Source organism: Nonomuraea sp. NPDC001831, from assembly GCF_042892035.1.
In the GTDB taxonomy this organism is placed as follows: Bacteria; Actinomycetota; Actinomycetes; order Streptosporangiales; family Streptosporangiaceae; genus Nonomuraea.
On the sequence record NZ_JBIATU010000017.1, the window covers coordinates 87,882 to 108,250 of the forward strand.

The 20,369-nt window shown below is 71.4% G+C and carries 22 protein-coding genes and 2 pseudogenes; 13 read left to right on the plus strand and 11 right to left on the minus strand.

The features are described from left to right. Positions 1-9: 9 nt before the first annotated feature. Positions 10-915, minus strand: a complete 906-nt coding sequence (locus ACFYYW_RS39190; RefSeq protein ID WP_387657082.1) for an NADP-dependent oxidoreductase — start codon at positions 913-915, stop codon at positions 10-12. 40 nt (positions 916-955) lie between these two features. Further along, positions 956-1,420 (minus strand): MarR family winged helix-turn-helix transcriptional regulator, encoded by a 465-nt coding sequence (locus tag ACFYYW_RS39195; protein WP_387657084.1) that lies wholly within the window; start codon positions 1,418-1,420, stop codon positions 956-958. Between the two features lie 129 nt (positions 1,421-1,549). On the opposite strand from ACFYYW_RS39195, the pseudogene ACFYYW_RS39200 reads away from it, so the two are divergent. Then, a pseudogene (locus ACFYYW_RS39200) lies at positions 1,550-1,852 on the plus strand (DMT family transporter); the annotation flags it as partial. 132 nt (positions 1,853-1,984) lie between these two features. Continuing rightward, on the plus strand, positions 1,985-2,305 hold the full coding sequence (locus ACFYYW_RS39205) for a multidrug efflux SMR transporter (protein WP_352330784.1): 321 nt from the start codon (positions 1,985-1,987) through the stop codon (positions 2,303-2,305). On the opposite strand, the gene ACFYYW_RS39210 is transcribed toward ACFYYW_RS39205, so the two are convergent. Then, positions 2,283-3,608 carry an MFS transporter gene (locus ACFYYW_RS39210; protein WP_387657087.1) on the minus strand — a complete coding sequence of 442 codons (1,326 nt, stop codon included), beginning with the start codon at positions 3,606-3,608 and terminating at the stop codon, positions 2,283-2,285. The two genes, ACFYYW_RS39205 and ACFYYW_RS39210, sit on opposite strands and share 23 nt — an antisense overlap. Then, the gene (locus ACFYYW_RS39215) at positions 3,608-4,288 is read right to left on the minus strand and encodes a helix-turn-helix domain-containing protein (protein ID WP_387657090.1); all 681 of its coding nucleotides are present in this window, start codon (positions 4,286-4,288) and stop codon (positions 3,608-3,610) included. The genes ACFYYW_RS39210 and ACFYYW_RS39215 overlap by 1 nt, the downstream gene beginning before the upstream one ends. Positions 4,289-4,514: 226 nt before the next feature. Here ACFYYW_RS39215 and ACFYYW_RS39220 point away from each other — a divergent pair, with 226 nt between their 5' ends. Continuing rightward, positions 4,515-5,378: a YwqG family protein gene (locus ACFYYW_RS39220; protein ID WP_387657093.1), complete on the plus strand. Its 864-nt coding sequence runs from the start codon at positions 4,515-4,517 to the stop codon at positions 5,376-5,378. 214 nt (positions 5,379-5,592) lie between these two features. On the opposite strand, the gene ACFYYW_RS39225 is transcribed toward ACFYYW_RS39220, so the two are convergent. Further along, entirely contained in the window at positions 5,593-6,189 is a 597-nt protein-coding gene (locus ACFYYW_RS39225) for a TetR/AcrR family transcriptional regulator (RefSeq protein ID WP_387657096.1), read from the minus strand. A 408-nt stretch (positions 6,190-6,597) separates the two neighbouring features. Between ACFYYW_RS39225 and ACFYYW_RS39230 the strand changes: the two genes are divergently transcribed. Continuing rightward, the gene (locus ACFYYW_RS39230; protein ID WP_387657098.1) at positions 6,598-7,176 is read left to right on the plus strand and encodes a TIGR03086 family metal-binding protein; all 579 of its coding nucleotides are present in this window, start codon (positions 6,598-6,600) and stop codon (positions 7,174-7,176) included. Between the two features lie 158 nt (positions 7,177-7,334). Here the strand turns inward: ACFYYW_RS39230 and ACFYYW_RS39235 are convergent. Further along, positions 7,335-7,574 (minus strand): annotated as a pseudogene (locus ACFYYW_RS39235) (GNAT family N-acetyltransferase); the annotation flags it as partial. Positions 7,575-7,710: 136 nt separating this feature from the next. Here ACFYYW_RS39235 and ACFYYW_RS39240 point away from each other — a divergent pair. Further along, positions 7,711-8,073 (plus strand): hypothetical protein, encoded by a 363-nt coding sequence (locus ACFYYW_RS39240; protein WP_387657101.1) that lies wholly within the window; start codon positions 7,711-7,713, stop codon positions 8,071-8,073. Positions 8,074-8,288: 215 nt separating this feature from the next. On the opposite strand, the gene ACFYYW_RS39245 is transcribed toward ACFYYW_RS39240, so the two are convergent. Continuing rightward, a complete protein-coding gene (locus tag ACFYYW_RS39245; protein ID WP_387657104.1) occupies positions 8,289-9,125 on the minus strand; it encodes a helix-turn-helix domain-containing protein in 837 nt (278 codons plus the stop codon). Positions 9,126-9,227: 102 nt separating this feature from the next. Here ACFYYW_RS39245 and ACFYYW_RS39250 point away from each other — a divergent pair, with 102 nt between their 5' ends. The 3 genes from ACFYYW_RS39250 to ACFYYW_RS39260 all read left to right on the plus strand — a co-directional run bounded on the left by ACFYYW_RS39250 (position 9,228) and on the right by ACFYYW_RS39260 (position 11,248). Next, positions 9,228-9,953 carry an SDR family oxidoreductase gene (locus tag ACFYYW_RS39250; protein WP_387657107.1) on the plus strand — a complete coding sequence of 242 codons (726 nt, stop codon included), beginning with the start codon at positions 9,228-9,230 and terminating at the stop codon, positions 9,951-9,953. A gap of 8 nt (positions 9,954-9,961) precedes the next feature. Next, positions 9,962-10,333: a hypothetical protein gene (locus ACFYYW_RS39255; protein ID WP_352327341.1), complete on the plus strand. Its 372-nt coding sequence runs from the start codon at positions 9,962-9,964 to the stop codon at positions 10,331-10,333. 330 nt (positions 10,334-10,663) lie between these two features. Continuing rightward, the gene (locus ACFYYW_RS39260; protein ID WP_387657111.1) at positions 10,664-11,248 is read left to right on the plus strand and encodes a DinB family protein; all 585 of its coding nucleotides are present in this window, start codon (positions 10,664-10,666) and stop codon (positions 11,246-11,248) included. A 107-nt stretch (positions 11,249-11,355) separates the two neighbouring features. Here the strand turns inward: ACFYYW_RS39260 and ACFYYW_RS39265 are convergent, their stop codons facing one another. The 3 genes from ACFYYW_RS39265 to ACFYYW_RS39275 all read right to left on the minus strand — a co-directional run bounded on the left by ACFYYW_RS39265 (position 11,356) and on the right by ACFYYW_RS39275 (position 14,628). Next, entirely contained in the window at positions 11,356-11,901 is a 546-nt protein-coding gene (locus tag ACFYYW_RS39265) for an isochorismatase family cysteine hydrolase (protein WP_352327338.1), read from the minus strand. Between the two features lie 157 nt (positions 11,902-12,058). Next, positions 12,059-13,780 carry a C39 family peptidase gene (locus tag ACFYYW_RS39270; RefSeq protein WP_387657114.1) on the minus strand — a complete coding sequence of 574 codons (1,722 nt, stop codon included), beginning with the start codon at positions 13,778-13,780 and terminating at the stop codon, positions 12,059-12,061. Positions 13,781-13,947: 167 nt separating this feature from the next. Beyond that, positions 13,948-14,628, minus strand: coding sequence for a polymer-forming cytoskeletal protein (locus ACFYYW_RS39275; protein ID WP_387657117.1), 681 nt, complete (start codon positions 14,626-14,628; stop codon positions 13,948-13,950). 93 nt (positions 14,629-14,721) lie between these two features. On the opposite strand from ACFYYW_RS39275, the gene ACFYYW_RS39280 reads away from it, so the two are divergent. Together ACFYYW_RS39280 and ACFYYW_RS39285 are read left to right on the plus strand one after the other, a co-directional pair. Beyond that, the gene (locus ACFYYW_RS39280; RefSeq protein WP_387657120.1) at positions 14,722-16,116 is read left to right on the plus strand and encodes a hypothetical protein; all 1,395 of its coding nucleotides are present in this window, start codon (positions 14,722-14,724) and stop codon (positions 16,114-16,116) included. A 223-nt stretch (positions 16,117-16,339) separates the two neighbouring features. Beyond that, entirely contained in the window at positions 16,340-17,197 is an 858-nt protein-coding gene (locus ACFYYW_RS39285) for a helix-turn-helix domain-containing protein (protein ID WP_364415481.1), read from the plus strand. A gap of 107 nt (positions 17,198-17,304) precedes the next feature. Here ACFYYW_RS39285 and ACFYYW_RS39290 read toward each other — a convergent pair whose 3' ends face one another. Then, the gene (locus ACFYYW_RS39290) at positions 17,305-17,859 is read right to left on the minus strand and encodes a GNAT family N-acetyltransferase (protein WP_387657352.1); all 555 of its coding nucleotides are present in this window, start codon (positions 17,857-17,859) and stop codon (positions 17,305-17,307) included. A gap of 171 nt (positions 17,860-18,030) precedes the next feature. On the opposite strand from ACFYYW_RS39290, the gene ACFYYW_RS39295 reads away from it, so the two are divergent. From ACFYYW_RS39295 to ACFYYW_RS39305, 3 genes are read left to right on the plus strand one after another with little or no spacing between them, the layout of a single operon-like run. Continuing rightward, on the plus strand, positions 18,031-18,423 hold the full coding sequence (locus tag ACFYYW_RS39295) for a GntR family transcriptional regulator (RefSeq protein WP_387657123.1): 393 nt from the start codon (positions 18,031-18,033) through the stop codon (positions 18,421-18,423). Continuing rightward, positions 18,420-19,388: an ABC transporter ATP-binding protein gene (locus tag ACFYYW_RS39300; RefSeq protein ID WP_387657126.1), complete on the plus strand. Its 969-nt coding sequence runs from the start codon at positions 18,420-18,422 to the stop codon at positions 19,386-19,388. The genes ACFYYW_RS39295 and ACFYYW_RS39300 overlap by 4 nt, the downstream gene beginning before the upstream one ends. Positions 19,389-19,436: 48 nt before the next feature. Further along, entirely contained in the window at positions 19,437-20,366 is a 930-nt protein-coding gene (locus ACFYYW_RS39305; RefSeq protein ID WP_387657128.1) for an ABC transporter permease, read from the plus strand. Positions 20,367-20,369: the final 3 nt, after the last annotated feature.

Genomic DNA, 20,369 nt, shown 5'->3' on the forward strand with positions numbered 1-20,369 from the left:
CCGCCGGCCTCAGAACATCAGGGCGATCTTGCCGCCGAGCCGGCCGCGCCGGAAGTGCTCATGGGCCGCCCGTACGTCCCGCAGGCCGTACTGGGCCTCGACCCGGGCCCTGACCTGGCCCGCGTCGACGGCCTTGGCCAGCTCGGCGAGGCCGGGGCCGTCCTCGCGCACCTGGTTGACGGTGGTGCGGACCGATCGACGGGACAGGTCGGGCACCGGCCCGGCCTGGGTGGCGACGGAGGCGTAGCGGCCTCCGTCGGCCACGGCCTCGACGGCGAAGGCCCCGAAGGTGTCGAAGACGGCGTCGTAGGCCCCCGCCGGCAGGTCGGCGGGGTCGGTCGTGACCCGTTCGGCCCCCAGCTCCGTGGCCGCCTCCGCCTGCGCCGGCCTGGAGACCAGCGCGTCCACCCGGACGCCGCGCGCCCGCGCCAGCTGGACGGCCAGCCCGCCCACCGCGCCGGCCGCGCCCGCCACCAGCAACCGCTCGCCCGCCCGGACGTCCAGCCAGTCGAGCGTCTGCAGGGCGGTGAGCCCCGGCAACGGCAGCGTCGCCGCCTCCACCAGGCTGACCGCCGACGGCGCCACGGCCAGCGAGCCGACCGGCATGGCCACGAGGTCGGCCCACGTCCCCCGGCCCGTGCCGAGCTGGTGGGACATGCCGAAGACCGGCTCACCCACGGGCAACGCCTCGTCCCGGCTGTCCACGACGACACCCGCCAATTCCCATCCCAGGGTCGTCGGCAGGGGAGGGCTGCCCGCTCCGATGGCCCCTTCACGGGTCTTGTCGTCAACCGGGTTCAAGGCGGAGGCGACGACCCGCACCAGCACCTCGCCGTCCCGGGGCCGGGGCGGCGGCGCCTCGGCGACCGTCAGGACGTCCGGGCCGCCGAAGCGGGTGATCCGCACAGCACGCATGTTCAACTCCTCGATATTCGCAACAAGGGAAATGGCCGGGTCACCGGTCGAGCAGCCCCAGGGCCGGCAGTGCCGCGGCCAGCCGCGGGTCGGCCTGGGCGGCTTCCTCCAGGGCGGTCCTCAGCGTCGCCTCGTAGGTGACGTTCGCCTCGGCGTAACGGGCCCGGCCCGCGTCGGTGATGACGGTGTAGACCCCGCGCTTGTCGTCCGGGCACAGGTCCCGGTACGTGAGGTCCGCCGTGTTCAGCCGGGTCACCAGCCGGGTGACGGAGCTCTGGTTGAGCCCGATCCGGTCGGCCAGCTCCTGCATGCGCAGCTCGCCGGCGTCCGAGGTGGCGAGATGGCCGAGCGCCCGGTACTCCGACAGGCCGATGCCGTGCCGCCGCTGGAGGGCGGTGGCCAGGGCGTTCTCCACCCGGGCGTGCAGCAGCAGGACGTCGTTCCAGGAGCTGGACACCGCGGAGGGCGTGGGGGCCGGGTGCGGAGTCGGTGTCGTCGGAGCCATGGAAGCCTCCTCCTTCTCTGAGGACCCGGTCTCTCGGACGCGGGATTGACAAAAGCATACATGCACATGCAAGCTTCTCTCTGTCGGTCAACCGATTGCACGTACATGCAAATAAAGAAGGGTCCTGAGATGGCCTGGATCTACCTGCTCATCGCCGCCGTCTTCGAAGTCGTCTTCGCCCTGGCCACCAACGCCACCGAAGGCTTCACCCAGCTGTGGCCGTCCCTGCTGACCGCCGCCGCCGCGGCCGGCGGGATCTTCTTCCTGAGCCTGGCGCTGAAGACCCTGGACGTCGGCGTCGGCTACACCGTCTGGACGGGCATCGGCTCGGTCGGCACCGTGCTGCTCGGTTCGGTGATCTTCGGGGAGGAGCTGACCGTCTGGAAGGGGCTGGCCTTCGTCCTGATCATCGGCGGCGTGCTGGGGCTCAAGCTCGCCGACCGCCTGTCCGCCAAGCCCACGGCCGAGCCTGCCGCCGGACCCGCCACGGGGTCCGCCACCGGGTCCGCCACCAAGCCCGCCGCAGTCTGACCATCCGCCCACCACTGCCCAAGGAACGTCATCATGGCCTGGATCTATCTCTCCATCGCGATCGTCTTCGAGATCGGCTTCGCGCTCGGCACCAACGCCACCCAGGGCTTCACCCGGCTGTGGCCCTCCGTCTTCACCCTGCTGTCGGCCGCCGGCGGCATCTTCACCCTGAGCCTGGCCCTGAAGTCCCTGGACGTCGGCGTCGGCTACACCATCTGGACCGGCATCGGCTCGATCGGCACGGTCGTCCTCGGCGCGCTGATCTACAAGGAGAAGATCACGCCGGCCAAGCTCGCCTCGTTCGCGGCGATCATCGGCGGCGTGGTGCTCCTCAAGATCGCCGCAGGCGTCTGACCGGCGGCGCGGGCGGCGTCGGCGGCGCGGGCGGCGTCAGCGGCATCGGCGAGGCGGTCGGGACGGGCGGGCCCTGGCCGCGGAGCCGGTCCATCTGCCGCCACTCGGGCCGCAGTCCCGTCAGGCTCGTGGTGAGGGCGTAGACCACCCCGCCGGCGAGCAGCACCGGCGTCAGCCCCGCGACCGCCACCAGCGCCCCGCCCGCCAGCCCGCCGAGCGGGATGCCGGCCCAGGCGAGGGAGTCCTTCAGCGCGTTCACCCGGCCCAGCAGGCTCCGGGGCACCCGCTCGTAGGAGATCGCCCCGAGGATCGGGTTGAGGAACCCGCCGGCGAACCCGCCCACCGCGAACACCGCCACCATGGCCCACACCGGCGCGTCCACCGCCAGGACGAGGAACCGGGTCGGCCCGGCCAGCAGGAACGCCACGAAGAAGACGGGCCTGCGCCGCATCCGGTGCGCCACGGCGGCCGCGACCAGGCTGCCGCCGACCGCCGTCAACCCCATCACGCTGCTGTTCAGTCCGACCACGGCGGCGCCGTGGCCGGACTCCCTGGCCCACACGAACACCAGCACCTGGCCGAAGGCCGCGTCGAGCAGGTTCGTGATGCCGACCATGACGACCACGGACAGCAGCAGCGGCTCGCCACGCAGGAACGTGAACCCCTCGCCGAACCGCCGCCAGTACCCCTGCTGCGTCTCCTCCGCCGGAGCGCGGTGCCCCATGCCGCGTGGCAGCGCCCACGTCACGATCACCGAGCCGAGCGCGAAGCAGATGACGCTGATGCCGAGGCCGGGCAGCGGTCCGAGCAGCGCCACCACCGCCCCGCCCGCCGCGGGCCCCACCGTCTGGGCCAGCCGCTCGGTCACGCCCATCAGCCCGGTGGCCCGCTCCAGCGGCACCCGCCCGCGCTCGGCCGCCTCGGGGATCATGATCTCCTTGGCCAGGTCGCCCGGACCGCGGGCCGCGCCGACCACCGCGACGAGGGCGATCAGCGCCCCCAGCGGCAGCAGGTCGAGGGCGTGCAGGAGGACGACCGTTGCGGCCGCCGCGGCGCTCACCACGTCCCCGATCCAGGAGATCCGGCGCGGCCCCACCCGGTCGGCCAGCGGCCCGGCCAGCGCCTTGACCAGCACGTACGGGGCCATCTCGGCGAACGCCACCATCCCGGTCCGCGCCGGGCTCCCAGTCGTCGTCAGGACGAACCAGGGCAACGCGATGGCCGACACGCGCGTCGCGGTCAGCGACACCGCCATGGCCGCGAGCAGGCCGGCCATCGGGCGTAACGACGCGCCCGACCCCATCACGCACCCTCGGGCGACTCTGGCGACTCGGGCAGTCCGGTCGACTCGGCCGCTTCTGGTTGTTCGGTCGCTTCCGGTTGTTCGCTCGCTTCGGGCAGTTCGGTCGCTTCGGGTAGGTCGGGTAGGAGCTGGGTGATCAGGGAGACCCGGGCGGCCCCTTCGGGGGCCGGCTGGCCGGGCGTGTCGCGGCGGTAGCGGTCGATGACCTCCGCCAGCTCCTCGCGCAGCCGAAGCCCCTCCTGCGGGGTGATCCGCAGCGTGACGGAGCTGAGGTCGAGCACCCGACGCCACTCCGCCGGCATGGTCGGCAGCTCGTTCAGCGTCCGCTGGGTGCGCAGGCCGTACAGGGCGGCGATGGACTGCATGTAGGCCAGCACCGCCTCGGGCTCCCGCTCCGACAGCTCGTCGTCGCTGAGCCGGGTGACGTGGTGGACCGAGCGCCACCAGCGTTCGCGAGCGTTGCCGCGCTCGGCGTCCTCCGCCACGAATCCGGCGGCGCCGAGCCTGCGCAGGTGGTAGCTGGCGGTGCCCGAGTTCACCCCCAGACGTTCGGCCAGGCGGGTGGCGGTGGACGGGCCGTGTTTGCGCAGCAGGTCCACGAGCTGCACCCGTACCGGGTGGGCCAGTGCCCGCAGGCCCTTGGCGTCGAGGACGACCACGCTCTCGGAAGGTTCGGTCATGTCCGGCAGCCTAGACCGCAAACATCTCTTCGCAAAGACTTGTTCGCGAAGAGATGTTTGCAATTGCGGGAGGCGACGTCAGAGCTTGAGTTGCCCAGCCGCGGGGTTCCCTTGGACAAGACCTCGGCCCGCATCGCCGCGTCCGAGGCCGGCCAGTGGCGGGATCCTGATCGACCGGCCCAAACGGACGGCTCGGAAGTCAGTGAGGCGCTTCATCATGGCTCTCATGACTGATGAGCGATACTCCCGTCTCGCCGCCGAGCATCTGCCCGCCGACCTCGCCGAGCGGTGGACCGCGCTGCTGCGTCCGTGCGTACGTCTGCGCCGGGCCGCGGACGGCGAGCAGGTCGTCGCCACCCTCGGCGGGGAGCCGGAACTGCCGGCCGGGGCCGTCTGGCCCGAGTGGCCGGGGCACGGCCCGCTGTCCTTCGTCGCATCGGTGCGGTGCTCGGCGCTCCCGCATGCCGGGCTGCCCGCGGCCTTCCCGCAGGACGGGACGTTGCTGTTCTTCTCCTTCGACGGCCACGAGGACATGGACGACGGCGGCTCGTCCGGCTCCCTCGACGCCCCCGAGACATGGGGCGGGGCCCAGGTGTTGTACGTCCCGGAAGGCACGCCGGTTCTCCGGGCGGAAACACCCCCGGAGCTGGAACCGTACCCGTACGTGGAACTGGCCGCAGGCGTCGAGGAGAGCGCCCCCGACCTGTGGCTGCCTCAGGCCCGGGAAGCCCTGCTCGGCGACGGCAGGCACTGGCCCGGGCCTCGCGAGACCCCGGCCCCGCTGCGGCCGTTCGTCCAGGCCTTCCGGCGGCTGCGCACCCGCATCGACCACCAGATCGGCGGCCACGCCGTACCGGTGCAGGGTCCGGTGGAGTACGAGGTGGCGAGCGCGGCGCTCGGCGGCGTTCACTCCTGGGGCACCCCCGCCCTGGACCGGGAAGCCGAACGCTGGATCCTGCTTGCCCAGTTCGACAGCGACAGCGACGCGAAGATGACGTGGGGTGACACCGGCACCCTCTACTGGCTGATCCGCCCCGAACACCTGGCCGCCCACCGCTTCGACCAAGCCCGTCTCACCATGCAGTGCTAGGGCGCGGGGCCGGAATCCGACGTCAGCGGGGTTCTCCCAGGTCAGTGAACCCTTGCCGTTGGGTGGCTTCCGAGCGTCATCCGCCACCTCAAGCGCCCTGCCCGACGCCCCCGCGAACCTGCTGGCCGAGCACGCCGAGCGGCTGGATCGCGCCTACCGGGTGGTGCGAGCCGGGCTGGCCGTCAATACCTTCGTCACTTGGGATGGCACCTCGTCATGCCGCGAGGGCGGCCACCACCTTGTCCGCGAGCCGCTGCAGGCGGGCCGGGTCGGCGGGGGCCTGGCGGACGGTGGTGGTCCAGTAGAGGGGGCCCGCCAGCAGGTCGAGGCCGAGTTCGAAGTCAGTGTCGGGCGCGAGTTCTCCACGTTCCACGGCCCGCCGCAGGACGCTGACCCCCTTCTCACGTCGAGCTCCACCGACCCTGTCGCGCAGGGCGTCGGCGATGTGGGGATGGTGGACAGCGGCAGCGAACAGGTCGGGCAGAATTCGCGACACCAGTGGATGCCGGAGCGCCGCGTCGACTGCGGTCAGAAAGGCCAGGACGTCGCCGCGCAGACTTCCGGTGTCGGGGGTGTCGGTTGCGGCGATGGAGACTTGGGCGATCAGGTCGATCGTCACGGCTTCCTTGGACGGCCAGCGCCGGTAGATGGCGGCCTTGCCCGAGCCGGCCCGCCGAGCCACGGCCTCGAGCGACAACCTTCCGTAGCCGACCTCGGCGAGCTCTTCCAGGAAGGCGGTGCGGATCGCGTCGGTGACGGCATCCTGAAGCACGGGCCCGCCGGGCGAGCGAGTTGCTGGCGATCGACTCATGCCGCCGAGCCTACCCGAGACGGAACGGTTGCGTCTCGGGTAGCGCCGGGACTATGGTGCGACATGTCGAGACGGTCCCGTTCCGTCTCGGTTAGTGATGGGAGCCCGCCGTGAAGTTCCTCATCGACGCCTTCTTCAACGGCGAGCCCGCCCGCCTGCACCCGCCCCCAAGGGGTCCAGCACCCTCATCACCCACCCCGAGGTCATCGGCGTTCGTCCTGCCATGGTCGGTTCGGCGCCGCCACCACGAGCTGAAGGACATCGTCCGCCGGCTGGTCGCCTTCCTGCCGTCCCCTCCACACTCGCCCGCTCACTTCCGAAGCCGGGGCAACCCGTGAACCTCAGCGGAGAACCTGGGCTGGACCTGATCAATGCCCGAGCACGACGACTACCGAAATGAGCAACCAGATGACCAACGTCATCGGCCGGATCGACCAGGCCGTCCACATGACCGCGACCATCGTCAAGGGCATCACCGACGAGCAGCTCACCGCCCCCACACCCTGCCCGGGATGGGACGTGCGTACCGAGCTCAACCACCTGGTCGGCGGCATGCGCATCTTCGCCGCCGAGCTCACCTGCACCGACCCCGGCGGCGAGCACGAGGATGACTGGCTGGGCGCCGACCCGCAGGACGCTTTTCTCGGAGCCGCCCGGCTCGACCTCGCGGCCTGGCACCGCGAGAGTGCCCTGAAGACGACCGTGCGGCTGGGATTCGGGGAAGTGCCAGGGCCGATGGCCGCACTCATCCATCTGACCGAGGTCCTGGTGCACGGCGTCGACCTGGCGATCGCCACCGACCAGGAAACGCTGGTGGACCAGCAGGCCTGCGACGACTTGCTCGCCACCATGCGCGGCATGGACTTCGACGCCTTCCGCCGCCCCGGAATGTTCGGCCCCGAACTTCACCAGCCCGCAAGCGCACCCGCCCACCGGCGGCTACTGGCCTTCCTCGGCCGCGACCTCGCCCCCTATCAGGCCAAGTGACGTGCAGGCGACCGTGACCAGAACTCTGGCCAGGTGAGACGTGGCCGGCTCGACCGGCGCGGCATCTTCGACTGTGACCGGCGCGGCGGGGGCGGACCGCTGGTCGGTGAAGCTCAATCCGGATCACGAGCGGCGGCTTCTTCAGCCTCTGCGGCTGCTCATGTGGCGATCGTCGAGAAGACGGCCAGGGCGTGAGACTCGCACCCATCCCGCACGGTGCCCTCCCGCTGGTATCCGGCCTTCTCGGCAGCCCGCAGGGAAGCGGCGTTGTCGATGCTGGACCGCAGATGAACGCGCCGTATCCCACCGTTGACGAGCGCCCATCGTCCAACCGCGCGCGTGGCCTCGGTCGCGTAGCCGCGACCTCGCTGCCTAGTGTGCATTCCGTAACCGATCTCGGGTGCACGGTGCCGGTCAGCCGCTCATGCCCCTCACCTGTCGCAGCGTCGTCGACGGCGGGCGAGACGGCCAGGGCGTCGGGGGCTGAGCCCGGACCGCACGAACCTTGAGTTCGCCGTGAACATCTAAGTGCACATGATGAAGACCTTTGCCCTGGGCCTGGTGGCTGCGGCAGCCACGGGAGCGCTGCTGACCCACCCCGCCCAGGCGTCCGCCAAGCTGTACACCAACCCCTGCCAGGGCGTCAGTCACTGCACGGCCGAGAAGACCGACGGGGAGGAGTGGATGGTCATGACGCCGGAGAAGAACTGGAAGAAGGCCGTCTACCGCTTCCACCATCTCACCAAGCAGGCCCGCTCGGTCTGCGGCAGCGGCAGCGGAACTGGTTCCGGCGGGAAGCTGCACATCGCGATGATCCTCACAGCCCCCGGCAGCTCCAAGACCAGGACCGTCGAGATCGAGGCTTCGGGACGCACCCCCCGAAAAGACTGCTTCTAGCCTCCATGAGCGCCAGATCATCTATCGCCCGGGCGAAAGCCCCGCCGCCAGTGTTGTAATCGGCGCGTGCCACCGGAACAGGCGGCGAGAAGTCCGGAGGCATGACCCAGGAACGCAGGCCCCGGCGACCTGCCCAGACAGGCAAGGCCAACACCACCGCCAACGTGACGCTCCGGCGCCGGGTACGACGTAACGCATGGCGGTGCGAGTGCGGGTCAGAACCGTTGTAGCCCGGTCACCCGCAACAGATCGATTGCCGCCGCTTCGGAGGAGCCCGGCTCGGCGGAGTACATCAGCACTGTCTGGTTGTCGTCAGGAAGCAGGAGGGTGTCACAGTCGAGCGTGATCGTACCGAGTGCCGGATGGTTGATGCTCTTGGCCGCGGCCCGCCACGCAGCGGAGCGCCCCTCCCTCCACAGCTCGTCGAAGCGGGTGCTCCCACGACGCAGCTCATCGATCATCCGGATGAGGTCCGGGTCGCGCGGATAGCGGGCCTGAGCGGCGCGCAGGGTGCCGACCGAGGCGCGGGCAGCGGCATCGTCGTCGCCCGCGTTCAGGGCGACCTGGCAGCGGCTGCTGCCGAGAAAGCGCTGCCAGATGAGGTTGCGCCGATGGCGGGGCCAGGCGGACATGTCGCCCTGCAGCGCCGCCGCCAGCGGGTTCCAGGCCAGGACGTCGCCCTTGGCCGACAGCACCAGTACGGGCAGGTCCGACATGCGGTCCAGCAGTCGCAGAACGCTCCGCCGTACGACCATCTGGATGCGCCCGTTGTGGGGCGGCTCGTACCCGGCCAGCCGGAACACCAGGTCGCGGTCGTCGTCGTCGAGCCTCAGCGCCTGGGCCAGGGCGGCGATGACCTGACTCGACGGCCGGGGGCCGCGGCCCTGCTCCAGGCGTACGACGTAGTCGACACTCAGGCCCGCGAGCATGGCCACCTCCTCCCGGCGCAGCCCCTCGACCTGGCGGCGGGATCCCGCCGCCAGCCCGATGTCCTGCGGGCGCAGGCGCGATCGGGCCGTACGGAGCACTTCGGCGAGTTCGGCGCGGTTCATCCCTCGATCATGCCGTACCACCCGGATCGACCGGGTGGTACGGCCAGTCCCAGGCCACACCGGTCCTGGCAGGCCGTGGGGCCCCTCCCGATGATGGAGGCCATGACTGCAGACCTGAGAACGGTGGCCCTGGTGACCGGGGCGAACAAGGGGCTGGGCCTTGAGACGGTACGTCAGTTGTCGAGCCGTGGCTGGCGCGTGTTCCTGACCGCCCGGGATCGGGAACGGGGCCGGAAGGCCGCGGACTCGCTGGCGGGCCAGGGCCTCGATGTCGCGTTCGTCGAGTTGGACGTCACCTCCGACGATTCCGTCGCGACCGCCGTGAAGAAGGTGGCCGAGCAGACGGACCGCCTGGACGTCCTGGTCAACAACGCGGGTGTCGGCGGCCCGATCATGGATCCGGCCGACATGCACGCCGGCCTGCTACGACCGTTGTACGAGGCCAACGTGTTCGGTCCGGTACGGGTGACGCACACGTTCCTGCCCCTGCTCCGCAGGTCGGAGCACCCCCGCGTCGTCATGGTGTCCAGCGCTCTGGCCTCCCTGGCCAACGCCGCCGACCCTGCCCGCCCTGAGCACGGTTTCCTGGCCCTGGACTATGCCTCGTCAAAGACCGCGCTCAACATGATCGTGTCCCAGTACGCCAGGGCGCTGCCGACGTTCAAGATCAACGCCGCGGACCCGGGCAACCCGGCCACCGACATGAACCATCACACGGGCGTCCACACGGTGGCCGAAGCAGCGGAGGTGGTCGTCGGTCTGGCTACCCTGGAGCCGGACGGGCCGACCGGCGGCTTCTTCGGCGGCAACGGCCCGATCCCCTGGTAGGAGACAACATGACCACCATCATCTCCATCGGTCTGCACCCGAGCGCGATCGACTACACCGCGCTTCCCGGGCTCGACGAGCAGGTTCTCACGGCCCGGATCGCGCAGGGAGAGGCGGCCCTGCGCGAGGCGGGACTCGACGTGACGTCCTGTCTCGTCGAAGCCGACCCGGAAGCAGCGGAGAAGACTCTGCGCGACTGTCTGGAGTCCGGGCCCTCCTTCGGCGTGGCGATGATCGGGGCCGGCGTGCGGACGATTCCCGAGCACACCCTGCTCTTCGAACGGCTGATCAACGTGCTGGCCACCGCGGCGCCGGGGATCAGGTTCTGTTTCAACACCTCGCCGGAGACGACGATCGACGCGATCCGCCGCCAGTTGTAGCCGCGGGCACGGTCACGCGCTTGCGGACCGGCCGGGTCGTCGGGCTCAGGCGCGAGAGCACGGGCAGCAGGCGGCGACTGCCCGGTGAGGCGAGGCGACCGTGGGCGGGCTAACCGCCGCACAGGTAAGGCAGCACCTCGGCGGCGAACGCACCCGGGGGCGAGGCTGTGGATGCGGTGGCGAACCGGGATCTCCCAGCAGGACGACCGGATGCCCTTCACCGGTCTCCCGAACGGTCAAGTCCACATCCCTCAGCGTGATCTTCATCCGCCGAGAACAACCACCTCGCGCAGGGGCGCCCACCGGCGCGGTCTGACAGGATCGGGACCCGTGATCGACGATTTCGCGAAGGACAACCTGCACGAGAGACTGCGCCGGGACCGCAGGGCGCTGCTCTGGAAACTCGACGGCTTGTCCGAGTACGACGCCCGCCGACCCTTGACAGTGACCGGGACCAACCTTCTCGGCCTGGTCAAACACCTGGCCACCGCCGAGGCCAGGTACTTCGGCGAGGTCTTCGACCGCCCTTCCCCGGAACCGCTGCCCCGGTGGCAGGACTCCGACGGCAGCGATCTGTGGGCGACCGAGGACGAGACTCGCGACCAGATCATCGGGTTCTACCGGCGCACGTGGGAACACTCGGACGCGACGATCAACGAGCTTCCCCTCGACGCCCCCGGCCACGTGCCGTGGTGGCCGGAGTCGACGCCGGCCTGGCACATGAACCTGTTCGCCATCATGGTCCATGTCCTCGCCGAGTCCACCCGGCATGCCGGGCACGCCGACATCCTGCGCGAGGGCCTCGACGGCCGGACCGGGTTGCGCCCCGAACACGAGGAGCGGATCGACGAGGCAGCCCGTGCGGCCTACTGCGCGAAGATCGAGCAGGCCGCCAGGACGGCCCGCACCCACTAGGGCGCACCCTTGGCGGGGCCACGGTTCACCTCCGCTCCCACCACCGGCGGTGAAGGCGTCCTCGTCGCGCGGGTCCGTCCCGACCGGGCGCAATCGTCACAGCGCCGTCAACGGCAGGCTTCCTCGCACGACACCACGTCGAACCCCCGGCTCGGGAAGACCGCGTCCACGAAGAAGTCGTGCAGCGCCGGATCGCCGTCGCCGCAGCCGTCGCTCAGCACCGTCACCTGGTAGCCGCGGTCGGCCGCGTCGTAACACGTCGCGGCCACCATCGCGCTGGTGGCGACGCCGGCGACCAGCACAGTGGTGACGCCCCGCGCGCGGAGCACGAGGTCGAGGTCGGTGCCGGCGAACGCGCTGGCGCGGCGCTTCAGCACGACGACGTCCTCCTCTGCGACCGGCAGGGCGAGCTCGGTTCCGGCCGACCCCTCGTGGAAGGCGTCGCCGGCCTCGAAGAACGACTTCATCAGCGCGCTGCCGGGCGGCACGTCGGCGCCGTTGGCCCGGAAGGCGAAGTGCACGAACACCACCAGGACGCCGGCCGCCCTGGCACGGGGCAGCAGTTCGGTGAGCGGCGGCACGACCTGCTGGGCGAACGGGTAACCGCCCGTGATGCCCCGCTGGAGGTCGCCGATGATGAGTGCACTGGTCACGACATTGCTCCGTCCGATGTCTCCGGCGAGCGCGACGGCCCGCGCCCACCTCCTGCCAACTGGGATCACAGTAGGCAAGAGTTGAGATATCAGCAACCGCGGCTGTGAGCGCGCCGGGGCCGGAGGTGGTTGCCCTCGGCCCCGGCGCGCACGGGGGTCAGTTGCCCCAGACCTGGACGGGGCGCAGGTAGGCGGTGTCGTACACCTGGTCGGCGCCGCCGGGGCCGCCGTTCGTGTTCGGCCCGTACGGGTCGTTGACGACCCACCTGCCGTCATCGGTGTAGCCCTTGATGAGGACGATGTGCCCGGCGGAGGTCATCTGGCCGGACACGGCGACGAGGTTGCCGATGTCGATCTGGTGCCGGACGAAGTCCGGGTTCCAGCCGCTCTGCTGGGTCCAGCCGGTGTGCCGGTTCAGGTATCCGAACATGTCCGCCCAGATCGTGCCGTACTGCGCGTCGTAGATCGCGCCGTGCGCCCCCTTCCACGCGCCGTTGCCGGAGTAGTCGGGCGCGGTCCAGGAGAACCTGGAGCCGTTGTAGTCGTACTGGTCGGTTATGTAGAGGCCGTAGGGCGAGTAGTGGCGTCCGCCGTAGTTCACCCACAGGCCCCACTCGCCGAGCTGGTAGCCGGCCATGGTCATGACGGCGGTGGTCGGGCCGCACGAGCCGCGCCCGTCGAACTCGTCCCGCGTGTCGTAGATCTGGTTGATGTGCACGGCGCGGTTCGTCCGGCCGCCGGCCAGCGAGCGGGACACGCCGTCCAGGCTCGCCGCCGCGAGCGGCTGCGCCACGCCGCGCGCCACCGCGTCCGCCCCGACGGTACGCTCCCCGAGCCGGGCCGAGGCCAGCCGCACCCGGTCGCCGTCGAGCCCGCCGATCCCGAACTCCGACGTCACCCCGCTGACCACGCGGACGGGCGCGCCGCCCGACACCCGGGCCACGAACGTGCCCGACTCCTCGCGGGTACGGGCGGCCGTAGCCGCCGGGTCGGCCGCGGCCTTCGACTGGGACGCGCACGGCTGGGCGGCGTAGGCGACCCGGTCGCCGTCCCCGCTCCACACCGCCTCGCGGTAGGCCGTGCCGGAGCTCGCGCCGTACGTGGCCACGGTCCGGCCGTCGAGGTCGGCGAGCCCGAGTTCGGAGCGTCCCGAGCACAGGTACGGTCCCGACCGCCGGATGAAGCTGACGAGCTGACGGTCGCCGTTCACCAGGCGGAAGTCGGCGTACACCTGGCCGTGGGCGGGGTCACTGGCGATGAGCGGCGTCACCGAGCCGTCGGCCAGCGCGACGCGCAGCAGGCTCGCCGCGTACCGCCGGTCGTCGCGGGCGTCGGGATAGGCGGCCACGAACGCCGTGCTCGCGTCACCCGACAGGCCCACCACCTCGACGCGGGCGCCGGGGATCGCGGCGATCCGGCGTCCGGGCGCCTCGGCGGAACCCGCGTACAGGTCGGCGCCGGCCTGCCCGGCGACCGTGTAGGCGAGCCGGGCGCCGTCCGGGGAGAAGGCGGCGGAGACGACCTTGCCGCGGGCGAGGGTGCGGGTGCGCCCGGTGCGGGTGTCGTAGGTCATCAGGCGGCTGCCGCGCGAGCCGTCGTGGTCGGGGATGACGGCGACGTGGCCGGGGCCGGCGGCGGTCACGACGCCGTCCGACTTCTCCGGCTGCGCGAGGTGGAGGCGGGCCTGGCCGCCGATCAGCACGTCGAACCCGTCACCGGTCCGTAAGGTGCTGACGCTCTGGTCGGTGGCGTCGGCGGCGTCGGTGGCGTCGGCGGCCTGCGCGGTGGCGGCGCCGGTCAGCGCCGTCACCGCGGTCAGCGCGGCGACGGTGGCCGCCGCCAGGAGTGATTTCCGGCATTTCTTGAGCTGGAGTGACATGACCGTCCTTCGTGGTGGATCGCGGAATTCGCTCCCAAAGCGTGAACCGCGGCCCCCGTCGAAGGCACGTCGTCAAAATGTCTGACCGTGATCAGTGGTCGTGGGTGATTTGGGGGACATGGCCGGTGTGGCGGAAACACCTGTCATGCGCGATCGGCGTCCGGGGCTCATCCTGCGATCGTGAGGGGCAGACCGGACAGCAGGCGGTCGCGCAGGACGTCGCCGCGGACGCCGATCTCGGGCAGGCCGTCGGGGCCGGGGGCGCCGCTGACCAGCAGTTCCGGGACGAGGAGGCGGCTGAGCGGGACCTCGGGCGACGGGTCGGCCAGGGCGCCGACGGCGGCGTCGGACAGGTCGAGGTAGGCCGGTGTGAGCGCCCTGCCGTGCAGGGTGCCGGCGACCAGATCGGGACAGAACTCGTTCCAGAAGACGGAGACGGTGGTGCGCAGATCGCCATGGATCATCACCAGCTTGTCGGTCATGTCGCCGACGAACGTCTCGGCCGTCACGTGGCCGCGCACGACCAGCTTGGCGTCACCGGCCAGGTAGACGTTCCGCGCCCGCAGGTCGCCCAGGACGATCAGCGCGGCGGAGCCGTCGTCCACGTCGGTGACGTTCCCGTCGACGACCAGGTCGCCGTCCACGATGTAGCCGGTGGCGGCGTCGGGGGCGCCGTCCCGCCAGGGCGTGCGATCGTGCTCGTCGAGGGGGAGCTCGCCGGTCACCGTGGTGGGACCGGGCACGAGGATGTACTCCTCCTCGTACAGGTTCCCGTACGTCTCCTTGGGCAGGCCGCGCCGCTCGAACAGGTCAACCGCATCGTCCCAGTCGAGGTATGTCGATCGCATGCGCGTGACCCTAGCAATCAGGCCGGGTGGTGATCGTGTCTGTGTTCCGTGCCGGGCCTTCCGCCGGCCGGGATCACGCGTCACTGTGGGTAGGTGTACGTCACTGTGCAGTTGCCCATCGTGGACCTGAGGCCGCTGCTGCCCGCCGACCCGCGGCGGCGCGAGCCGCCGCGCTGGCCGCGGCCCGACCGCGCCTTCCCGAGCCGGTCCGCGGAGCACCACCGCTCCGACCACGTGCGTGGCCTGGGCGCCGTACGGCCGCGGCTGCGCGGCGGGGTGGCGCCCTGGATCGCCGAGTCCTACTACGTCGACGTCGGCAACCTGGTCCGGCTCACCCGGCAGCGGCACCAGGAGGGGTTCCGCCGGTCGGTGACGGTGACGCCGGTGCTGCGCAACTTCTACGCCGACCGGGTCGTGAACCGGCTGGAGGTGGGCTTCCGGCGCCGCCTGCTCGACCCGAACCAGATCTGGGACGGCGCGGAGAACGTCGTGCGGCTGGCCATGTCGGCGACCACCTGGCTGCGCGGCGAACGCGCGGCGCACGCGCCGTTGGTGGCCTTCGGACCGCGGTTCGCGCGGCACCTGCTGGAACGCACGTCCGCGGTGGCGGACCCGGAGGACTGGTGGGTGCGCGCGGGCGCGCCGTCCGTCGTGGTGGAGGACTACCACTGGCGCTACAAGGCCGTCCATCACGCGTGGGTGCGCGCGGCCGGGCTGCGGGTGTCGATGTGGAAGGTGATCCCCGCCCACGATCTGGACAGGCCGGACGAGGAGCTGCGCCGGATGCGCGTGCTGCTGTCCCGGCTGCACGCCGAGTACGCGGCCGTCGAGCAGGTGCTGGCGTTGTGCGAGGACGGCCGCCTGGACGTGGAACAGCCGGAGGTCGAGCGGTATCTGATGCGCGCGCTCGACCTGCTGCTGCGTCCCTCGCGGTACGGGTTCGCCGCGGCCGAGATGCTGGCGCAGATGCTCGCCCGCACCCAGGAGGTCTACGCCGACACCGTGCAGACCCTCGACCACCTGGCCGGCTCGTCGGGAAACGCGGTCATCGCCGCCCGGGTCGAACAGCTCCGCGTCCTGATGGCCGCCGCCGGGTCCGACCGGCCCTTCCACTACTCGCCGGAGGTCAACGTGACCACGTTCAACCGCAACACCTTCAACAACAGCGCGATCAGCACCGGCAGCGGGGACGCCACGGTGCACAACGCCTCCGGCGACGACGCGGCCGAGCTGCGGGCGCTGGTGGAGGAGCTGCTCGACGCCGTTCACCTGCTCCGCGACGAGCTCCCCGAGGAGCGGGCGGCGGCGGTCGAGGACGCGGCCGAGGGCGTGCGGCGCGAGCTGGACAGGACGCCGGACGAGCGCAGCGAGGGCGGCCTGAGGACCCGGCTGAAGACGATCTTCGAGATCGCCTCGGACGCGGGCGCGGCGGGCAGCGCGCTGGCCGGCGTGGTCACCGCCATCCAGGGCATCCTCGGCGTGACGTGAGGCGGCCTCCGGGGGCCGCGACCCCCGGAGGGTGACACTTCGCCCGGAACGACGCGCGATCCGAGCAGGCTGTGACGCCTGAAGAGGACCTATACACAGTCGAGGCCGGGACTCCCAGGTGGCCGTCGGCCCCGGGGCGGCCTGCCGTCGAGTCTAGTGACCGATGCGGTGGCCGGCCAGCCCGCGCCCGTCACCGCGCGTACGGGGCTCGTACGATGTCGGGGTGCGGTCAGTTGCGGCGGTTCGCGGTCATGTGCCCGGATGGGAGATCACCGTCCCGTCGCGGCCCGGCGGCCTGCCCGGGGTCGTCATGGCGGGGTTCAGCGACCGGGCGAACGAGTTCCGCGACCTCGCCCTGGTCCCGCACCCCGCGGTCACCCTGCTCTTCGACCTCGGCGACGAGCCGTTCACCATCGAGGACGACCGCGGCTCCCGCCAGCTCGGGCGCGTCGTCGCCGGCCTCGCGCCCCGACAGGTGCGGGGGAGCGGCCTGACCCGCCGGATGGAGTGCCTGCAGGTCCGGTTGTCGCCGATGGCGGCGCACGCCGTCCTGGGCGCGTCCGCCGAGCTGAGCGGCACGGTGGTCGCGCTCGACGACCTCTGGGGGCGCGAGGCCGAACGCGTCCAGGAGCGGCTGCGGGCCGCCCGGTCGTGGGAGGACCGGTTCGCGATCGCGCGCGACGCCCTGGCCAGGCGGGCCGACCAGGGCCGGGCCGCCGATCCTGAGGTCGCCTTCTCCTGGCGGCGGATGGCGGCCAGCGGCGGACGGGTGCCCGTCGAGCGGCTCGCCGCCGAGGCGGGCTGGAGCCGCAAACGCCTGTGGGCCCGGTTCCGCGCCCAGGTCGGCCTCACGCCGAAGCGGGTCGCCCGGCTCATCCGCTTCGACCAGGCGGCCCACCGTCTGGCCGCCGGTGAGCGCGCCGCCCTGGTGGCGGCCGAGAGCGGTTACGCCGACCAGTCTCACCTGCACAGGGACGTCATGACCTTCGCGGGCGTGACGCCGGCCGCGGTCGCGCTCTCGCCGTTCCTCGCGGTGGACGACGTCGCCTGGCCGTCCGGGCCTCCCCGCGACCCCGCCTAGCGGATCATGCCTGCCCGCCGACCAGGCGCAGCGCGTCGGCCAGGCACAGGTCGGCCGCCTCGGGGGCGGTGAGGCGGCCGCCGGCGTCGGGCCGCCGTGCTCTTGCTCTACGGCAGGCGCGGGTGGGGTGGCGGCTCCTCGCGGGCGGCTCTGGTGATCTCGTGCACGGCGACCGGCCGTCCGTGGGCCGGGACCACCGTCTCGAACGCGAACCGCAGGCCGAGCTTGTCCATCACCCGGCGTGAGCGCTGGTTGTCCACGTGACGGATGCTGACGATCCGGTCGAGGCCGCACTCGGCGAACCCGAACCGCAGCAGCCTTCCGGCCGCCTCGGTGGCGTAGCCGTTGCCCCAGTGCGCTCGTCCGAGCCGCCAGCCGATCTCCACGGCGGGCAGGATCTCGGGGAGGAACGCGGGCACCGTCAGGGTGACCCAGCCGGCCGTCAGCCCGGTCTCGCGCACGACGACGGAGAGCGGGCCGTGGCCGCTCTCCCGCCATTCCCGCCGGGCGCGCGCGATCCACGCCGCCGTGCGGTCCGGGTCCGGCGGCGGGACGGACCCGTCGCCGATGTACCGCATGACCTCGGGATCGGCGTTCATGGCGGTGAAGGGGGCGAGGTCGTCGCCGTCCGGTGGACGCAGGAGCAGCCGGTCGGTCGTCATGGGGATCACCCGGCGATGATGCCAGAACCGGCCGGCGCCGACGATCACCCGCGCCCCGGCGAGCAGCGGCAGCGGCCGGCGACGACCCGCGCAAGAGGCCAGGAGACCAAGTTGACGAAGATCGCGGGCGCCAATACCCTTTTACTAATCTAATAGGAAAAGGGTATTGCGGTGATCAAGTTTCGCCTCGACCCCAGCTCCGGTGTGGCGACATATCTGCAACTGGTGCACCAGGTCAAACACGCCTTGCGGCTCGGCGCGCTCATGCCCGGCGATCGGCTGCCGACGATCAAAGAGGTCGTCAGCGACCTCGCGATCAACCCGAACACCGTGGCCAAGGCCTACCGCGAACTGGAACACGAGGGGTTCGTCGCCGGCCGGCCCGGGCTGGGCACGTTCGTACGGCGGTCCCTGGGCAGCGGAGCCGCGGCCGATCACACCCGGCTCCGCCGCGACCTCGCCCGGTGGGTGCACGACTGCCGCGCAGCGGGGCTCGACCAAGGAGACATGGAGGCGTTGTTCGCCATGGTGCTCGCCGACTCCGCCCAGGAGGGGATCGCATGACAGCGGATCGGACAGCGAGGATGTTCGGCGGCGGTTCCGGGGAGCTCACCGCTCCCGCACAGAGCCCGACGGCTCTGGAGGCCGTGAGGCTGGCCAAGCGGTATCGGGGCACGTGGGCGTTACGCGACTGCACGCTGTCCGTCCCCGCCGGCCGGGTGGTTGCGTTGGTCGGGCCGAACGGCGCGGGCAAGTCCACGTTCCTGCACCTGGTCGCCGGGCTGATCGCTCCCACTCGGGGCAGTGTGCGGGTCTTCGGCGAACTGGTCGGGCAGCGGGCGGAGGCCCTCGCGCGGGTGGCGTTCCTGGCTCAGGACAAACCCCTCTACGACGGCTTCACCGTCGCTGAGATGCTCCGCTTCGGACGCCGTCTCAATCCGGGGTGGGACGACGCCCTGGCCCGGCAACGGCTGGCGGAGCTGGACATCCCGCTGAACCGCAAGGTCGGCAGGCTTTCCGGAGGTCAGCAGGCGCAGGTCGCGCTGACCGTCGCCGTGGCCAAGCGGCCGGAGCTGCTGGTCATGGACGAGCCGCTGGCCAACCTCGACCCGGTGGCCCGGCACGACGTCATGCGCTCCCTGATGGCGGCGGTGGCCGAGACGCAGATGACCGTCGTGCTGTCCTCCCATGTGGTGTCGGACCTGACCAACGCCTGCGATTGGCTGGTGGTGCTCAACCGCGGCCAGGTCCAGATCAGCGGCGAGGTCGACGAGCTGCTCGCCACTCACCGGATGTTGTCCGGCCCGGCCGAACTGGCCGACGGGGTGGCAGCCCGGATGCCGGTGATCAGCGACAGCCGCAGCGGACGGCAGGCCGGCCTGCTGGCCCGTACCGGCCCGGGAACGTTTCTGCACGACCCGCGATGGAGTGTGTCCGGTGTGAGCCTCGAGGAACTGGTGCTGGCCTACCTGCGCCGCCCCGACACCACCTCCCTGCCTCATCCGACGTTGACCCTTTCTGACCGCTAAGGAGACCTGGAAGTGTTGTGGCTTACCTGGCGGCAGCATCGCCTGCAGGTGCTCGTCACCACGGTGCTGCTGGCCGTCCTCGGGGTGGTTCTCCTCGTCAGCGGTCTGGGCGCGGCCGACTTCGCCGCCCGGTCCGCTCCGGCGGCCGGCTGCGTGGCGGACACGCCCGTGTGCAGCGCCTACCGCATGGAGATGAACGAGCGCATGTACTCGGTGGGTGAACTCCTCGGCTGGCTCACACTGCTGGCCCCGGCGTTGATCGGCGCCTTCTGGGGCGCTCCGCTCCTGGCCCGGGAGTACGAGCACGGCACGCACCAACTGACCTGGACCCAGTCGGTGACGCGGCGACGCTGGCTGGCGACCAAGATCGTTGCGCTCGGCGCCGCGGTCACGCTCGGCGGGCTGGTGCTGGCCGGCATTGTGGAGCAGTGGCTGGCCGCCTTCGACGTCCCCCCGTACAACGTCGACCGCTTCGACTTGACCTGGTTCCGCCTCGTCGGCATCATGCCGGCGGCGTGGTGGCTGTCCGCGTTCGTGCTCGGCATGGCCACGGGCGCGCTGTTCCGGCGGACTCTGCCGGCGATGGCGGTGACCCTGGCGGTGTGCGGGCTGGCCTTCTTCGGACTTCTCAGGGCGCCGTCCTCCTACGCGCCGCCGGAACGAGTCGTGCAGGCCGCGGTCGTCGACGAACTCGAACCGGAAGGCGCCCTGCATGTGAACAGCTACTGGATCGACAGGAGCGGCACGCAGTACACCTCTCAGCAGGCAGAGCTCGCGCTCGCCGGCCCCTGCGGGACAGACGAGTCGACCATGAAGTACGCCAAGTGCACGTTCAGCCACGGCTATCGACTCGTGGCGGAATACCACCCGGCGAACAGGTTCTGGCAGTTCCAATGGACCGAAGCGGGAATCCTGCTCATCCCCGCTCTCGCCATGGGCGGTGTCGCCGTCCGGCGCACCCTTCGGCCCCGCATCTGAAGC

Excerpts from the sequence above, each read along its gene's own strand:
- ACFYYW_RS39190 (WP_387657082.1), bottom strand. The coding sequence starts at position 915 with ATGCGTGCTGTGCGGATCACCCGCTTCGGCGGCCCGGACGTCCTGACG.
- ACFYYW_RS39195 (WP_387657084.1), bottom strand. The coding sequence starts at position 1,420 with ATGGCTCCGACGACACCGACTCCGCACCCGGCCCCCACGCCCTCCGCG.
- ACFYYW_RS39250 (WP_387657107.1), top strand. The coding sequence starts at position 9,228 with ATGACTGCAGACCTGAGAACGGTGGCCCTGGTGACCGGGGCGAACAAG.
- ACFYYW_RS39275 (WP_387657117.1), bottom strand. The coding sequence starts at position 14,628 with ATGCGATCGACATACCTCGACTGGGACGATGCGGTTGACCTGTTCGAG.
- ACFYYW_RS39225 (WP_387657096.1), bottom strand. The coding sequence starts at position 6,189 with ATGAGTCGATCGCCAGCAACTCGCTCGCCCGGCGGGCCCGTGCTTCAG.
- ACFYYW_RS39210 (WP_387657087.1), bottom strand. The coding sequence starts at position 3,608 with ATGGGGTCGGGCGCGTCGTTACGCCCGATGGCCGGCCTGCTCGCGGCC.
- ACFYYW_RS39270 (WP_387657114.1), bottom strand. The coding sequence starts at position 13,780 with ATGTCACTCCAGCTCAAGAAATGCCGGAAATCACTCCTGGCGGCGGCC.
- ACFYYW_RS39215 (WP_387657090.1), bottom strand. The coding sequence starts at position 4,288 with ATGACCGAACCTTCCGAGAGCGTGGTCGTCCTCGACGCCAAGGGCCTG.
- ACFYYW_RS39205 (WP_352330784.1), top strand. The coding sequence starts at position 1,985 with ATGGCCTGGATCTATCTCTCCATCGCGATCGTCTTCGAGATCGGCTTC.
- ACFYYW_RS39255 (WP_352327341.1), top strand. The coding sequence starts at position 9,962 with ATGACCACCATCATCTCCATCGGTCTGCACCCGAGCGCGATCGACTAC.
- ACFYYW_RS39220 (WP_387657093.1), top strand. The coding sequence starts at position 4,515 with ATGACTGATGAGCGATACTCCCGTCTCGCCGCCGAGCATCTGCCCGCC.
- ACFYYW_RS39290 (WP_387657352.1), bottom strand. The coding sequence starts at position 17,859 with ATGACGACCGACCGGCTGCTCCTGCGTCCACCGGACGGCGACGACCTC.
- ACFYYW_RS39230 (WP_387657098.1), top strand. The coding sequence starts at position 6,598 with ATGACCAACGTCATCGGCCGGATCGACCAGGCCGTCCACATGACCGCG.
- ACFYYW_RS39245 (WP_387657104.1), bottom strand. The coding sequence starts at position 9,125 with ATGAACCGCGCCGAACTCGCCGAAGTGCTCCGTACGGCCCGATCGCGC.
- ACFYYW_RS39240 (WP_387657101.1), top strand. The coding sequence starts at position 7,711 with ATGATGAAGACCTTTGCCCTGGGCCTGGTGGCTGCGGCAGCCACGGGA.
- ACFYYW_RS39300 (WP_387657126.1), top strand. The coding sequence starts at position 18,420 with ATGACAGCGGATCGGACAGCGAGGATGTTCGGCGGCGGTTCCGGGGAG.